At 34.6% G+C, this 17,372-nt stretch carries 11 protein-coding genes; 3 read left to right on the top strand and 8 right to left on the bottom strand.

Features of this window, described 5'->3' with window-relative positions; translation table 11 throughout:
• Positions 1 to 197: 197 nt before the first annotated feature.
• The 6 genes from M4I44_RS10705 to M4I44_RS10680 form a co-directional block, all read right to left on the bottom strand.
• Entirely contained in the window at positions 198 to 2,270 is a 2,073-nt protein-coding gene (locus tag M4I44_RS10705; protein WP_249967285.1) for a DUF262 domain-containing protein, read from the bottom strand.
• Positions 2,251 to 4,065: a DUF262 domain-containing protein gene (locus tag M4I44_RS10700; protein WP_249967284.1), complete on the bottom strand. Its 1,815-nt coding sequence runs from the start codon at positions 4,063 to 4,065 to the stop codon at positions 2,251 to 2,253. Before M4I44_RS10700 ends, M4I44_RS10705 begins: the two co-directional genes overlap by 20 nt.
• A gap of 107 nt (positions 4,066 to 4,172) precedes the next feature.
• Entirely contained in the window at positions 4,173 to 4,721 is a 549-nt protein-coding gene (locus M4I44_RS10695; RefSeq protein WP_249967283.1) for a hypothetical protein, read from the bottom strand.
• Between the two features lie 190 nt (positions 4,722 to 4,911).
• On the bottom strand, positions 4,912 to 5,817 hold the full coding sequence (locus M4I44_RS10690; protein WP_249967282.1) for an S-4TM family putative pore-forming effector: 906 nt from the start codon (positions 5,815 to 5,817) through the stop codon (positions 4,912 to 4,914).
• Positions 5,810 to 6,793, bottom strand: a complete 984-nt coding sequence (locus tag M4I44_RS10685; protein WP_249967281.1) for a hypothetical protein — start codon at positions 6,791 to 6,793, stop codon at positions 5,810 to 5,812. The genes M4I44_RS10690 and M4I44_RS10685 overlap by 8 nt, the downstream gene beginning before the upstream one ends.
• A gap of 346 nt (positions 6,794 to 7,139) precedes the next feature.
• Complete coding sequence (locus M4I44_RS10680; RefSeq protein ID WP_249967280.1) at positions 7,140 to 7,382, bottom strand: helix-turn-helix domain-containing protein; 243 nt, start codon at positions 7,380 to 7,382, stop codon at positions 7,140 to 7,142.
• 779 nt (positions 7,383 to 8,161) lie between these two features.
• On the opposite strand from M4I44_RS10680, the gene M4I44_RS10675 reads away from it, so the two are divergent.
• Genes M4I44_RS10675 through M4I44_RS10665 form a run of 3 tightly spaced genes read left to right on the top strand, consistent with a single transcriptional unit; the run spans position 8,162 to position 15,131 of the window.
• Entirely contained in the window at positions 8,162 to 11,131 is a 2,970-nt protein-coding gene (locus tag M4I44_RS10675) for a SusC/RagA family TonB-linked outer membrane protein (RefSeq protein ID WP_249967279.1), read from the top strand.
• A gap of 15 nt (positions 11,132 to 11,146) precedes the next feature.
• Entirely contained in the window at positions 11,147 to 12,526 is a 1,380-nt protein-coding gene (locus M4I44_RS10670) for a RagB/SusD family nutrient uptake outer membrane protein (protein ID WP_249967278.1), read from the top strand.
• A 1-nt stretch (position 12,527) separates the two neighbouring features.
• Complete coding sequence (locus M4I44_RS10665) at positions 12,528 to 15,131, top strand: prolyl oligopeptidase family serine peptidase (protein ID WP_249967277.1); 2,604 nt, start codon at positions 12,528 to 12,530, stop codon at positions 15,129 to 15,131.
• Between the two features lie 53 nt (positions 15,132 to 15,184).
• Here M4I44_RS10665 and M4I44_RS10660 read toward each other — a convergent pair whose 3' ends face one another.
• Together M4I44_RS10660 and M4I44_RS10655 are read right to left on the bottom strand one after the other, a co-directional pair.
• The gene (locus M4I44_RS10660) at positions 15,185 to 15,454 is read right to left on the bottom strand and encodes a hypothetical protein (RefSeq protein ID WP_249967276.1); all 270 of its coding nucleotides are present in this window, start codon (positions 15,452 to 15,454) and stop codon (positions 15,185 to 15,187) included.
• A 100-nt stretch (positions 15,455 to 15,554) separates the two neighbouring features.
• The gene (locus M4I44_RS10655) at positions 15,555 to 17,069 is read right to left on the bottom strand and encodes a DoxX family protein (protein ID WP_249967275.1); all 1,515 of its coding nucleotides are present in this window, start codon (positions 17,067 to 17,069) and stop codon (positions 15,555 to 15,557) included.
• Positions 17,070 to 17,372: the final 303 nt, after the last annotated feature.

The raw sequence follows: 17,372 nt of genomic DNA, 5'->3' as shown, positions 1-17,372 counted from the left end.
TGCAAAATTTAGATATTTATAATAAATAATTATACGGAAATCCGTAATTATATCTTTATAAATAAATCGTAAACTCAAGAACTGTAAACTAATCATTAGATTATAATTAAGGAATTTTGAGTTCTAATCGCTTTTTTTAGATCATTATATAATTAAAAAGCATGTTAAATGTTTTAATACAAAATAAGTAGATTAGATTATGGCTGTCTTTGCAGATTATTCGCAACAATTATTTTTTCAGCATACTCTTTCATTTCCACTAGCCCATCTTGATCATCATTTCCTTTACAATGACCAAACGAAAAACCATTATCTTCTTTTTGTATGTAGTAATATTTGTCTTTCCAATTTATTAAAATCCACGGCACATCATCTGAACTGTCACGATAATCTACCTTTTTTAATTCTTTCCTTAGTTTTAGGAATAAAGTATAAGAATATAAATCAGCATGTCTTCTCCAATTATCAGCAGAGCTTCTAGATAATGCAATCTTATTTTCCCATTCCGCTATTCTGTATTTATCACAATATTCTAAAATCCCATTATTCTTAATAATCAAACTTTTCCAATCACTTTCAGAATAATTTTCAATAATATTTTTCATGTCTTTATCAATAGTATCTATACTAATGGCATCTAATAAATTTTTCAAGATTATTTTTTTGTCTCCATCATCAAAAACTTTTCGCCAATTATCCATTTTTTCCCTTAAACCGGAATTAAAAGAGCAGAATGTTCTACAATAGTTTATTGGAACCAAATAATCTCCAAAAGCCAACAAAGCTCTTTGGAAGATGGAGTTTTTCTTTTCTTTGAACTCATTACTGAAAAGAGTTGCAAGTTTTAAGGAATAATCTTTAAACAATTCAAAATCATATATTTCATTTTTCTTTGAAAAGTCCAAAATAAAACCAATCTGCCCTGAAAAATAATTATGACTTTCAATTTTAAGAATTTCTGTTTTCCAATTTCCGGTCTGCAATATTAATGCTGCTTTAATTTTTTCTTCATCAATTTGCTTCTGCAAAAAGCTTTCAATTCGGCTATCTGATTGTGAAAGATATTCATATAGCCCATCAATATTATCACTTAGTTTCTTGATTGAACGAACTGCTTTGTAAAAAGCATCAGGACTTTGCACAAGCGTATTGTTTATGAGATTTACGCAGACTCTCATCCACTTTTTATAGAGCTCCGTATTTAAATCATCCAGATTGCCTTTTTTAATAAAAAACTGCATAACTGCATAAAATCTAAGTCTTTCCCAGTAGTCGGGATCGTCTTCCAAAACCCTATCAAAATATTTTTTATCATCCGAGAAAGTCGTCAGTGCATCAAGTACAAGTGTTATGTTATTTAAATACTCAGGAGTTTGTTGATAGATATTTTTATACTCGTCAAATATATTAAAGTTGTCTTTAATTTTTTTATCAACATCTGTAATCTCAGCGTAAAAATTAAAACTGGAATTTATAATAAAATTTAGATATTTATCATCAACTTCTTTAATATTAATTGTTCTTTTCCCTTTTTCATATTTCCAAAAAATATCTAACCATTCATTATCTAGTTTGGACTTATTTTCATTGTCAAATAAAGTAGAAAAATTAGCTTTAAAATTTTCAAACTCTGTTAAGGGTTTTCCTCTTGAGTTCATTTTAACATATATTTTGTCGTCTAGTTTAAATTTTTCCAGAGGTAAGAAGTGAAATTGAACCGGGCTGTTTTCTCCAATTAGCAAATTAAACAAATTTTCATCTGGATGCTTAAATTGGCTCTGGATGATATTAAGCATATTGAGCATTGCTGAAATTGTAGGATCATTTTTCCATGACAGGAAAAACCATTTCGCATTCTCTAGCTGTTCGCTTATCAGTAAATCCTTTTCATATTGCAGACTTTCTTTTACCAACTTAAGACAAAAATCTTCCGAACTTGGTCTTGTTTCATATGAAAATTTAGCTAGTGTCTTTTTAGCCGATTCAGATAACTTACCAATTGAAAGAAACCAATGTAACAAAAATAATGTTGTCAATCTTTGTTGCCCGTCTAAAGGAATCAAATGATCATTGTCTGTTTTGCCATATACAAAATGCAGATTTATTTTCTTACTTTCTGTCTTATTCAAAACATCATGCAAATCGGTAATAAGAGCATTAGCAATCCTACTTTCACCTTTACGTCCTTGTGCATAATCACGCTGTATGGCAGGGATCTCAATTTTATAAGTGCTTATCAAATTCCAAAAACTATATTCCTTCGTAATCATTTTCTTTAATTTTTATATAATTTGATAAGACATTTTTAATTTCACTGATATAAGCTTCCATATCTTGCTTATCCCATTTGACGTTTTGTTCCACACCTGCAGAATAATATTTGAGAAAAACATTCTTAGTACATATTGGTATAAAAGAACCTCTTTCATCGAGATTTTTTATCAGATCTCTTTTAATTGGAAAAATGTTATTATTCAAACATGAATTATCTGGAACTGTAAGTAAGGCCAAGTTTTTAATGGAATGTATCGTTGTAGTATCTGAATATACACTAAAAATTTCGATTTGAAGCAAATCAAACCGCTCTTGATTAATTTTTGTCATTACCAGCAACTCTTCGATTTTTGATGCAAAATCTAATTTTTTATGAGTCAAAAAATATTGTTTTTGTTCAGCTAATAGATATCTTTTTTGTTTTTCACTTTTCAATTCTTCAGACTGTTGTGCATGGATGTGCTCCAGACTCCATTTTCCCTTTGAGAAAAGATAAAATGAAAAACGGTTGTAGCCGCTTTTCATTGTAGAAATCACATTAAAGAGTAATAACAGCTCCTTAGCCTTTTTTGGATTGTCATCATAGCCTATTTGTTCTAAATCAATTTCATTGAAATGATTCTGAATAAGCAGTTGTAATTGTTTTTCCATTTCTGATTTTGTATGGCTTTCAGTCAGATTTTTTATTACTTCAACATTTCTGCCTGTTTGGATCAGAAAACCAATTAAATGAAAATAACAATTGTCATTAAACCATTCTACAAAAGTTCTGTAATATGTCTTTATCTCGTCCCAGAGGAAATCCCTGGTGTTACTATATCTCTCATCATATATTACAATGTTTTTTGTTATTAACTCATTGAATACATAAAAGGACCATAACTTGTCAATATTTTTATTGAGATTTAAATCTGTCTTATCAGTATATTTATCAGCAACTAACTCAAAAATAAATTCAATGTGGTTAGTGTAGAATTTAGTTGGATTAATAAACCTCCAAAAATCTTTCTTTCTCAGTGTGTTTTCCATATCATCCCATTCATAGCCTATTTTCAATTGATATTTCTTCTTCTCTCTGTCATTCATCGACTGATCGGATAAATAAAAAATGGCCTTAATTAGTTCTCCGTTGGTCAAATCTATTTTACCTTGATTATATTTTGCAAAAGCTATATTTGGCGCATCTCCGTCAGGGTCTATTTCATACCAGATAAACCTTATGTTATTTGCTCTGTCAAATAAATCTTCAAAATCTGTTTTTAGTAAAGTATTGCAGAATTCGCCGATATTTAAATCATCATTTTCCAACCATTTCTTGATTATTAGAAATGCATCACTCATTCGATAAAAATCAATATTGGTCTTGTCAATAGAAGTAACCGAAGTTATATTTTCTAAAAATTCTTTGCTGCTAAATTCCTCTTTTTCTCTTGTTTCGTATTCAAGAGTAAAAAGTGAAGTTGGAAGTTTTAACAGGCGCAGGGCATCTCTTAAAGAAGATAATAAAATTAAAATGGTCGTTAATCTTTGCTGCCCGTCAATAACTTCCCATTTATTATCTGCTTTCTTCAACACAACTATTGGCTGAAGACAATAAAACTCTCCAATTTTATTGTCTGTTTTCTTCTTTATATCTTCCTGAAATTCGTAAATATCGTTTAGCAGATCTATAATTTGTCTTTCTTCCCACCTATATCCTCTTTGATAAGAAGGAATGATAAAATGATGGCTACCATCCAAAAATTCGGCTATACTTTTTAACCGTGGATTTATTATTGTATTTGTATTCATATTTATTGAACTGTTTCATTCCTAAATTATGGGCAAATTTGTAACAAAACCAACTTACCATTAAGGTTATTGTCTAAATCTCTTGTAGCAATGATTAGCTGTTGTTTCTATATGAAATTTATGTCTCTTAGTCTGGATAGAATAGCGCTATCATTTAAGTCGTAAATTCCAAAGAAAGCAAGGTTTTCAATATCTTCTTTTTTAGAGTCTCGATAAATATTGATTTCTGCATGATGAAACTGTTGACGACTATTTGAAAGTGCTTGATAGTTTTGGGAAATTAATAAAGGTGAAAACATAATAGTAGTTTTCTCCATCGGACGATTTCTAAGATTCTTTAGTCTCTGAACATCAGCAGTAGAGAAATGGACGAAATTTCTAATAATTGATTTTGGAAAACTATTTTTTATAGACTGTAAAATTATTCCGTCTAAATCGTCAATTGGAAAATAATCTTGTTTTGGATAATTAAGATAATAAGTAAAATCTCTGTTTTCTTCTTCAATTTCTTCCATTTTATATTGAGAACTAAAATCACGTTCATAGAAAATACTGCCTAAGGACGTATCTCTATTTTCGTGATCAGAAACTATAATAATTTCTTTTATTATTCTTATTTCATTTTGCGGTAAAACGTTAACTCTAATTGTTTCCATAATTATATATTTATTCTATTTTTTTTAAATAACAGCTAATTTTATCACGCTGTAGGCAGGTTGCAATTAAGTAAGTCTAATCTTCTGATAAACAAAAATTAGTCTGATACAAAGCAGGGGAATGTCCAAAACAAACTTTAAATTAATCCCTCGCCCCAATTTTTTAAAACTGCTGTTAAATGCAGATTTTTCAGCTGATTTCTTCTATTTTAGTTTTTACAGAGTAGTTCATTTGGTCTTCTAATTCGCTCCATAAAAAACTATAAATGAAATCGGGAATTAAAGGACTTAATATTCTATTTTGATAAATCCTATCTTGTATTCTACGAAGTTCTTCAACATCAATAGAATCGTTAATTGATATTGAATTCAAATTTTGTTCTATAATTTCCCTTAACTTTTGAAGATTATCTACTGACTCTAAGTTTGTATTAAATTCTTTATATGTAAAAGTAAATATTGGAATTGAAGGTAAAATTACCTCTATCATAAACTTCATTAATGAAAAATTGTTAAAAAGAGAAAATCCCAATAAAATAAGAAATGTGAAAAATGATAATATAATAAGAAGTATATTATATTTCTTTTTTATATTCTGGTCATAACAAATATTCATTCTTTGACAAAATAAAATGGCAATATTGGTATCAATATTTTCAATTTCTTTTGAATACCAATTTGTAACCTTATTTACTTTTCTGGGAATATTTTTATCCTTTTTTGAGTACTTTCTAATTATGTCAGAATCAACATAAGTTGTATTAAGTAATTCGTTTTCAGAAATGGGGAAAATTGTTGTATCAAAATCTTCTTGAATTGATGCCGCAGTTTTTTTACACCTATCAATGTAAATTTCAAAAATTTTCTCTAGAACAATTGCTACGACTGTATATAAAACATATATCCAATTTTTATCATTAATTTTTATTATTGTAAAGTTAACTATTAATGAAATAATTATGGGTATAAATACAGTGAGTGAAATCAGAATGTAATTTACTTTTTTTGCGTTTGAATATAATCTCCTTTGAGCAAGAAGTTTATCAATATTTATATCTAAATTTTGTCTATCAAATATATCTTTACCTTTATTCATAAGTTGGGAATTTATTTCCAAATATTTCTCGCCATCTGTTTATTGCTTTTTCTTGATCTTTTTCTTGTGTTTCAGCATTTATACCTTCTATAGCTTTGTTATAAGCCCAAGTTGCTTTGTCAGATATTGATTTTTGTTGTTCATAAGTTAAACTGTTTAAATTTCCTTGTATACCTTTAGGGTCATTTACAATATAATAAATGTTTATTGATAAGTAATTGAAGAAATCACGTAAATTAAAATCAATCCATTGAGAGAGTTCAAATCTTGAATTAATAAAGTTTAATACGATTTGTTCATACAAATAAGAACCAATTGTATGTGAAGAGTTGTGTCTATTCCAGTATTTTAAAGTCCTTATTAACTGTAAAGCCTTTCCATCATATTTTTGGTTAGTAGAAGTAACTAAATTTTGATCAATTCTAGGATCAGTTGATTTCCAATTTCCATTTCCGTCAGGAATTAAGTATAGTTCTGTATCCGTATAAAAGCAAGGAACAATATCAAATACCCATTCATATGATTGCAGATTTAAGGTTGCAGCTTCACCTCTAGAATGTATTTCTGCGGATTTATAATGCTCTATTTGAGTAAGTGAATTTTTGAATTTGTTTACTACTTTACGAGAATTTAAAATATCATCGTCAGATAGTTTTTTTAATCTTTCACCCGCATTTGGAGTTTGTATATAATAAATTTCACCAGATTTTAGGTATGTTGCACCATTTGAGATTAAACAGAACATAATATCTATATCGTCCAATTCTCTAATTTTTGTCTTTCGTGCAAATGAGCCATATTTAATATGCTTAGCTTCATATTTAAAAGGAAAGTCAAGGTTTGTCTTTCCGTCTAGTGTATTTAGTTGCCCCCATAACCAATCACGACTAGAATTAGCTTTGGTAGTCCTGTCAGAATTTAAATTTACTGTTTCTATATTAAAAACACTGAAAGCCGTATCGACTGTTTTTGCCATAATGTGTGTGAAATATTATTTATAATATATTGGTAATTAGTGACTTTTTGATTAAATCAAGTCTTGTTTTCGGTTTTGCGAAATCATTTAATTACAAAACCAGCTTTCTATTAAACCTATACAACTTGCTTGTAGCTTGTGTTAGCAGTTCGTTGATTTTTTTAGTTTAATGTTATTTCTCTTTTATTTTATCAAACTTACAAAATCATTCATTCTATATTTTACGGATTTCCATAACCCAATCATAAAAAGTTGTAAAATAATTCTTTTAGTGCTTTAAAAACTACCGTACAAATACCCGTTTTTAGTTTTTATTGGATATAAAAAAAGATGCCTAAGCATCTTTTTATTCACTTTCTAAATCAAACTTGAAATCAAATAATTCTTTAGGCTCAATATCTAGCCCCTTGGCTATTGAAATTATCGTACCTAAAGATGCTCCATGTTCACCGTTTAGAACTCTATATACCTGCTTAAGTTCAATCTTACCTACAGAAGCAACAGTCATAACATCTTTTTTATTGTTATCCATTACCTTTTGTAAATTCTGACCAAATGCTATATAATATTTTTTTCTAATTTCCTTCATGAAGTGAAATTGAAACAATTAGAATAATAAAAATTGTCAAATTTGACAATTTCGTGATTTTTTTTATATATTTGAACTCTAAAAAATTATTTAAAGAAATTTTAAATAGGATTTTATTAATTTTGCGACTCTTCAATTAAAATATTTGAAGCATTCGCTTTGAATCTCGAACAGAAAACTGGCGTTTTTTAAACCACGAGAGGATAAGTAAGATGCTCACGTCATTGGCGTGGGCTCACTTATTGTGGTTGGTGCCGCCAGTACCTCTGTTCGATAAGCTGAGTTCCGCGCCTTTTTTTTCTCCTAACTCAACTTTTCAAAGCAACTTACTTCCATATTAAAGAATCGCAGCCTTTTGTTTAACCTTTAAACGGTTTGAATATGGTGTAGATTTTATTTAGTATTTGTAATACCTGGCCTTTGCGGTATTACCCTTGAATTAGTCGAAGTAAGGGCTGGGTTATTACCCTTTTAATTTTCTACTGCTTCGGCAGGATTTCAGGATTGAAAATTATACAACTTCTTTTAATCTATTATAGTTATTCACTCCATAAAACAGTTTATGCCCATGAAATAATACAGTTGTCAATCTAAATTGAATGCGCTCTTTAAGCCTCAATAGTAAAAAAAAATGGCCCTCTACCACAGTGACCAAACTAGTATAGAGGACCATAGTCAATCAAACCAACGTTTAACTAACCTAATCCAATATTATGAATAATTTTTCATTTTACAAGGACGGGAGAGCTCTTTATTGCCTAATTTTTATCTGGCTTTGCATGTCTTTCTTATCCTCTTTTGCCGCAAACTCAAAAGGGCATTTCTATAAAATATTACAACAACATCAAATAGAGGGCACTGTAACTGATGGAGTTTCCCCTTTGCCGGGTGTTACAATAGCGGTAAAAAACAAATCCAATAATACTGTGATATCTGATTACAGCGGGCAGTTTTCTATTTCTGCTGCTCCTTATGATACCTTAGTTGTTTCATTCATCGGATTTAAAAAGGCTTTAGTTCCTCTTGCGGGAAGGAAAAAGCTAGTCATTTCGCTCCAGTATGATTCTACTACTCTTCAGGAAGTTCGTATCAATACAGGGTATTATTCTGTTAAAGAAAAAGAACGCACAGGGAGCATTGCCAAAATTAAAGCGGCGGATATTGAAAAACAGCCTGTCAACAATCCATTAGCGGCAATGCAGGGACGTATGGCTGGAGTAAACATTACTCAAAACACAGGAGTTCCGGGTGGCGGCTTTAATATTCAGATCCGTGGTCTTAACAGTATACGTGGAGACGGCAATGATCCATTGTACATTGTAAACGGAGTTCCATATTCATCGCAGTCATTAGGAGATCCGACTGTTTCGGCATCTGCTATTTCAGGCGTTACAAATCCATTAAACAATTTAAATGTATCCGACATAGAAAGTATTGAGGTATTGAAAGATGCGGATGCAACAGCAATTTATGGTTCTCGCGGAGCAAATGGTGTAGTATTGATCACAACAAAAAAAGGAAGATCGGGAGAAACTCGTTTTAATTTAAATGCATTTACGACTGTTGGCAAAGTGGCAAGAAAAATGGATTTAATGCAGACCAGTCAGTATCTGGCAATGCGCGCAGAAGCTTTTGCTAATGATGGTATCACTGAATATCCTGAAGGTGCTTACGATATTAATGGCACTTGGGATCAAAATCGCAATACAGACTGGCAGAAGGAATTAATCGGAGGCACATCCTACATTCAAAGTATTCAAACATCCATTTCAGGAGGCAATAAAAATACGCAATTTCTGTTAAGCGGTACTTATCACAAAGAAACTACTGTATTTCCAGGTGATTTTCATTACGGAAAGGGCTCACTAAACAGCAGCGTTTCACACCAGTCCGATGATAAACGCTTTAGCCTTAATTTTTCAGCCACTTACTCAGGGGATAAAAATACACTGCCGGGGAGGGATCTAACCTCGCGGGCTTATATTCTTGCTCCAAATGCACCGGAGCTTTATAAAAGTGATGGAAGTCTCAACTGGGAAGACGGCACATTTATCAATCCATTGTCATTTCTTAACGGTACATATCTTACCACAAGCCAGAACCTTATTGCAAATGTAGTATTGTCCTATAAGCTGCTTCCTGGTCTTCAGGCTAAGGCCAGCGTAGGATATAACGATACCAGACTATCGCAAAACGTAACTAGCCCACTAAGTATTTACAGCCCATATGATACAAGTGAACATGAATCAACTCTATCTGTGTCTACAGGTACTGGAAGATCATATATTTTTGAACCACAGTTAAACTACCAAAAAGAATTGGGCGACATAGACCTAAATTTCTTAGTAGGTACAACATTCCAGAGCCAAAAAACAACAAGACTGGCACAATCTGCATTTGGATTTGCAAGTGATGCCCTGATTAATAGTTTGGCAGCTGCCAATACGTTGACTGTGCTGAATCATGAGGTAACGCAGTACAATTACAATGCATTATTTGGGAGAATCAACATGAACTGGCATAAAAAATACATCATGAATCTAACAGGTCGTCGCGATGGTTCAAGCCGTTTTGGCCCCGATAATCGTTTCGCCAATTTTGGCGCTCTTGGCGCAGCTTGGCTGTTCTCTAATGAAAATATTTTCAAACAGCACAATTCCATACTCAGTTTTGGCAAGCTCCGCGGGAGTTATGGCATTACAGGCAATGATCAGATTGGAGATTACCAGTATCTGGATACCTATAAGGTTTCTCCTTATTTGTATGATGGGACTGTAGGGCTTTTACCATCACGTTTGTATAATCCTGATTTTGGCTGGGAGACAAACAAAAAACTTGAAGTCGCATTGGAACTCGGATTCTTAAAGGATAATATCTTCCTTTCTGCTGCTTGGTTCCGAAATCGCTCATCCAATCAATTGGTCGGGGTGCCGCTTCCCGGGACTACAGGGTTTTCTTCTATCCAATCAAACTTTGATGCGACTGTAGAAAATATCGGTGTGGAACTGGAACTTCGCACGAACAATGTGAAAGGCAGGGATTTCTCATGGACAAGTACAGTAAACCTTACTATACCAAAAAATAAACTGGTTTCTTTTCCAGGGCTTGAAAGTTCAACGCATGCTAATCAGCTGGTGGTTGGCGAATCACTTTTTATAAAGAAAGTTTTTAATTACACCGGTATAGATCCTCAAACTGGTGCCTACACTTTTCAGGATTTTAACGGTGATGGGCAGATAACCTATCAAGATGATCGTCAAACAATTGTCGATACTTCTCCAAAATATTATGGCGGACTGAGTAACCAGTTGACCTATAAAAATTGGTCCTTCGATTTTTTATTCCAGTTTGTAAAGCAGATCGGCAGGAATTACCTGTACACGTCAGCCTTACCCGGCTCATTTGTAAATCAGCCTGTTGAAATGGGAAATCACTTCCCGCAGGACGGAACCACTGCTATATCACAGCAGTATACTACCGGCCAGAATAGTACATTACTCGAAGGACATTATAATCTGATTGAGAGCAATGCAGCATACAGTGATGCATCTTTTGTGAGACTCAAGAGTCTGACTCTTGTTTATGCAATACCATCAGCTTGGTCAAAGACCTTTACAGGAAAAGTATATCTGCAGGGACAAAATTTATTAACCATCACTGACTTTCGTGGAGCTGATCCTGAAAACCAGTCTGCTTCGGCGCTTCCTCCATTGCGCCAGTTTACAATGGGCATTCAGCTTGGCTTTTAATTTAATCACTATCACATGAAAACAAGATTTTATACCATAAGAATAATCATTGGAGCTGTATTTATCAGTCTTACAGCCTGCGAAGGTTTTACCGAAGTAGATACGCCGCAATCACAGCTGACGACCCCCGCTGTATTTGAAAATGTTAAAACCGCTGATGCGGCTATGGCTGACATTTATGCCCGTCTTCGTGAGGAAGGAATGGTTGCGGGCACGCTGAACGGCTTGTCGAGCCTGTTATCAAACTACTCTGATGAAATGCAGTATACAGGGGCAAGTATCGAAATTATGCAGTTCAATAACCATACAATTACACCATCAAACAGTTTAATAACAGGATTATGGAACAGCACTTACAGTGAAATCTATGCTGTGAATCTGATGCTGGAAGGACTGCAGAATTCAAAGTCATTAAAAGAGAATGAGAAGGCTCAATTATCTGGTGAAGCACTGTTTATCCGTGGATATCTTCATTTTTATCTGGTAAACCTCTTTGGTGATGTTCCCTACATTAAAACTACTGATTACAATGCCAATAAAGCAGTATTAAAAACACCCCAAGAACAAGTGTGGCTTAATATTATAGCCGACGTAACAGAAGCCGAAAAATTATTAACTGTTGAATATCCTTCCCAAGAAAGAGTCAGAGTAAACAAAGCATCTGCCTCCGCTTTTCTATCAAGAATATACCTTTATCGTGAAGACTGGGGCAATGCAGCGGCCAAGGCGACAGCTGTAATTAATAATCCAAAGTACATATGGCTTGATGATATTTCAAAGGAATTTCTGCGCCAGTCCACTGCGACAATCTGGGCACTGCATCCAGGAACGGCCGGGCTTAATACTAAAGATGCGCGTACCTTTATCTTTTCTAGCGGACCACCTTCCAAGCCGTCACTGTCTGCTTCATTTACAGCCAGTTTTGAATCTGCTGATCTGCGCCGTATTCAGTGGGTACGCACCGTTTCAAATGCCACTGGCTCTTGGTATTCATCATACAAATACAAACAGCCTTTAGGCACCGCCTCTTCGCAGGAATACACCATTTTGTTTCGATTAGCGGAACAATACCTGATTCGTGCAGAAGCCAATGCTCATCTGTCACATATATCTGATGCCAAGGCTGACTTAAATAAAATTCGCCGTCGCGCGGGTCTTGCAGATACAGCCGCAGATACGCAGACAGAATTATTGGACGCAATCGCAAAAGAGCGGCGTTTTGAACTTTTTACAGAACAGGGACATCGATGGCTCGATTTGAAACGTACAGCAAAGGCAAAGGAAGTGCTGAGTCCAATTAAACCGGGATGGGAAGACACACAGATGATCCTCCCTCTTCCGCAATCAGAACTGCTGTTGAATCAGAATCTGCTGCCTCAAAATCCAGGTTATTAAAATGAGGACGTTTTTCAACAAAGCCGGATATTGGATGACGCTGCTTTTTACAGCGTTATCCCTGTATGGACAAAAGCAAAAACAGCAGGTAACTGCTGCTGACTATGCAAAATGGAGCTCCATACAAGCAGAGACATTATCCCCAGACGGCAGATGGATTTCTTATAATCTGCATTATGATTACGGCGTAGATACCTTGTTTGTACAGGATATAAAATCTGCCAAGCGACTGTCATTTCCTAAATGTTCTGATGCGCGTTTTAGCAGTGATGGCAGGTGGCTCACATTTTCAGATCCGGAAAAAGGATTAGCTTTGAATGACCTTATCACTGGTAATAAACAGTATTTCAAGGATGCGATTCGCCACGAATTCAATAATGAAGAAAATTTTCTGGCTGTATTATGTAAAAATGATTCATCATATTATTTGACGATAATTGCATTATCCACTTGCAAAAAATATAATTTCAATGATGTCATAGAGTTCAGTATCAATAGTTCTGGCATTTTGGCTATAAGTACTGGTTATGAAGTGCGACTTTTAAAACCGAAAAATGGATTTATAGAAAAGACCATTGCACAGGATGAGGATGCAGGATTTAAAAAACTATTCTGGAGCAAGAGCGGTGAATTTCTTTCTTTTCTTCAAGAGATTAAAAACCCGCAGCAAACTGCCAAAAATTACAGGATATTCTATCATGATGTATCATCAGGGACAAATGCTGTTCTTGACAGCAGGACAACTGAGATATTGTCGATGGAGAATATAACCCTATACGGAGCAAGTTCTGCGCTGAGGTTTTCAGAAGACGGTAAAGGTATATTTTTCAGTTATATCAGCCCTGAACAGGAGCAAAAAACTACAGCTTATGAAATATGGGATTCTGCTACAGCGCTGGAATATACACAGGACAAAATGTTTGGAAATCCAAAGCGCTTACCAAAAATTGCTGTGTGGACGCCTTCACACGGTAAAATTTTGAAGATCGGAACAATCGAGAATCCACAAACAATCCTTACCGCTGACCGAAAACATGCGTTGTGTTACAATCTGCTCAAATATGAACCGCAATACCAGTACTACGCTCCGGCTGATATGTATGTGAAAGATACCAAGACAGGTACAAAACATCTGATTTTAGAGAAGCAGTCAACAGCAGTTGGAATGATAGGTGGCTCTTCCACTGGAAATTTTATACATTATTTCCGCAATGGCAATTGGCAGGCTTTCGATATTGCTAAAATGCAGCATCTTAATCTAACAGAAAATCTCCCAGTCTCTATAACTGATAGTATTCAAAATGATGCGGGTCGACCTGCGCCGCATGGCAGTCCGGGCTGGTCCTCTGATGATAAATATTTTATAGCTTATGATCAGTATGATATCTGGATGATTGACGGCAGATCCAAACAAGCCAGAAGAATTACAGATGGCAGAAAACATAAAATTTCCTACAGGATTTGTCTGAATCTTTACCCTGTTATCAATAAGCCTAGCCAGGATGAATTTATGATCAGAAAATTTGATCTTTCCGAGGGGTTGGTTTTACAGGCTGTTGGCAGAGATGGATCCAGCGGCTATTATAAATGGAATACCGATGGCAGATTAGAAAAATTGGTGTTTGGGAATTTCGGAAACAGCAGGATACAAAAAGCAAAAAATGCTGAACAGTACATCTACATCCAGCAGTCAGCTTCAAATGCCCCAAAATTAATGGCTGTTTCAGGAAAGCATAAAAGCAAAGTGCTCTTCCAATCCAATTCTCATGCCCCTAAATTCAAATGGGGAATAGCCGAGATGATCACTTACAATGATAAAAATGCTAATAATCTTCAGGGGATTCTTTACAAACCTGCAGGGTACATAAAGGGAAAGAAATATCCGATGGTAGTTCATGTTTATGAAAGACAGTCCCAGGAAATTAATAATTATTCTATACCCACAGAATATGGGCCGATGGGTTTTACGCTTTCTAATTATTTTCTGGATGGCTATCTGGTGCTATTGCCGGACATATATTATCAAATGGGAGAGCCTGGAAGGTCCGCCCTTAATTGTGTGCTTAGTGCAGTGGACATTGTAAAAAAGATGGGAATTGTTCAGGAAAATCATATTGGAATTATAGGCCATTCCTTTGGAGGTTATGAGACATCGTTTATCATTACCCAAACCGATGTTTTTGCTGCAGCCGTCTGTGGTTCGGGACTTATGAATACCATAAGCAGTTATTTTGTGCATTCAGCAGGTATACCGCGTTCAAATGCCTGGCGGTTTGAATCGCAGCAGGGGCGCATGCCATTTTCACCTTTTGAAAATTGGAAAGCTTACGAACGAGACGCGCCATTTACAAATGCAGCAAATTGCAGAACACCGCTGCTAAGCTGGGCTGGGAAAAAAGACCCGACTATTTTCTGGACACAGTCCGCTGAATTTCATATGGCACTTCGAAGACTTGGAAAAAGGAATGTTTTTATTCTTTATGAGAATGAGGCGCATACTATTGCCACACCTGAACTTCAAAAAGACCTGACAATAAAAACCAGGAACTGGTTTGACTATTATCTCAAAGAACAAAAGGAAGCACTTACAAACGGCATTCCTTAAATCATAATTACTAAAGCAGGAGATTACAAACCTCCTGCTTTTTTTAAAATTAGTTAATTGATTTTTCTGTATAATTCGACGTTACATTGAGTCGGACTGCTCATATTGAACAATTGCTGTCCTCCAGAACTAACTCTACAAACATTAGGATTTTGTATGGTACTACATTCTACTGTTGTAACATCACAATCCTCTAAAGGGTTATGCCCATAAACATCTATCAGTTTACCTTTTTCAGGCACAGATGAAAATGCAAAGGCCCCAAATACAGCAAATGCGATTGCTGATAGTGAAAGCGCTGGTCTTAAAACTTTAGTATTCATAATATTAAAATTTAATGTTAACGGTCTACTCTTTTTCAGGTTTTCGACCTTCCCCTGGACTGTACAGTGTATTTTAAAAGCATAAATGCTGATCTTATCTTCATGGGTAAAAAGGCTTGTAATAATTGGTTTTTAATTTTTCAATTGTGAGATGTCTTCCATTGAGCGAAACAATCCTGTCGTTTAAAACCACAAATTCATCCATTGTCCGACCCTCTATATTGTATACATAAAAACTAAATGCATAAGTGTTTTCCTTTACATTATATACATCTATTATAGAAGCCTGTTTCCACATAATTTCAGGTTCGTATTTTCCAATGAGAGCTGCATTGACAAAAAGATAATTGCCGAAAGTTGCAGTGAGTTTATTCACTAGTTTAGGCTGTCTGGCCAGAGTCTTGATGTTTTTTGACTTAATGCTGGCTACCAAAACCTGCGCTCGCGAAGTCGTATCAATGGTATGCCCCGAAGTATGACTTCCAATCTTAGAATCAATTATCAGAAATTCATTTCTATAGGCATACGTATAAATTATCTTATCCAGCTGGGAATTATAAAGCAATGATCCGTCAGTATCAAATACACCGTCTACCTGTTTCTGCAGCAGCCCGCCGTTAAGTTTTAATGCTGTATTGTTATTAAAAGTAAAGAGTCCCAGTGTATTGTTTTTTGTTTTAGAATCTATGGCCCTGATAACTGCTTTGTTATTATCAATTGGCTTTAGGATAGAAAAATATGCTTTTCCATACATCTTAAGCTCTGCTTTCCAGGAGACAGTATCTCCAATAAAAATGCAGGGCACGCTCCCGTCGCTAAAATAAAAATAGGGGGTATTTACAACAAGACGCGGTACAGTATAAGGAAAATTATATTTTGGAAGGTTGATATGAATTGTCTTTTTTTCAACAAGACTCGTATCAAAAATAGTCACTGCCAGCGGTTCAGCCCGATTGCCTAAATAAATCTGTCCTTTGTCATAACCGGCAATATAATAGGCTGCGTGTGGAAGCAGGATTGTTTTTTTACCGGTAGTGGGGTGTTTGGGAAATCTCCGTACAAAATTATTGCGGTGATGAATTATGTCTTCTGATAGTATAAAGAGCAAAGCAACAAGACCAATGCTAAATAATATAGTCACAGAAAAGGCACTGGCCAGTGCAGCAGGTTTTGAAATAAGATGCACTTGTGGCACCATACCGGCCAGTATCAGAATACCTGCTGCGGCCAGGATCATGAAAACAAAATTAAAAATAAAATGCTCCTGCCATCCCATTTTTTCTAAAATTCCCCCACAGGAACATGGAACAAATGGGCTGTAATTTAAAATAATAAAAATGTATGCGGTAAAAATGGCCATTAAGCTCAATGCGGCCCACACCGCCAAGAACCGCGTTGAAGAAAACAGCAGTAATCCAGCAATCAGCAGTTCTATAATTGGTACAACCCATGATACAATTCCTGCAAAGGAACTAACCAGCGGTGACTGTCCTAATTGAACCTGAAAATTTTCAAAGTCGAGCAATTTACTTATTGCCGCATACACAAATAACAGGATATATAGAAAGGAAATTACTTCTATAAAAATATACTTATGCTGTGGGCTAAATTTCATGGCGATGTAATTAAAAATTTATAATGTAAAGTTCTGTAAATTAATTTGTTAATGTGTTGTCAATTTGGAATAACGACTTGTCAATAAGGGATTAAATTCATACTATAATTGACAATCTATAAGGTATTCTTTTTAATGATCCTCTTTTTATCAGTTTTAATAGGTGTAGAATGATATGAATTACTCCGACTAATTATTACGAAAAACAATCCGAAAATTTATCAAAAGCGATTAATTTTACACTCTTCTCAAATGTAAACGCAAATAAAAGGCTGGCAAATTCCATACTAATTGCCGGAAAAA

The sequence above is a fragment of the Flavobacterium sp. B183 genome, from assembly GCF_023539155.1.
In the GTDB taxonomy this organism is placed as follows: Bacteria; Bacteroidota; Bacteroidia; order Flavobacteriales; family Flavobacteriaceae; genus Flavobacterium; species Flavobacterium tructae.
This window is presented reverse-complemented; position numbering and strand designations above follow the sequence as displayed.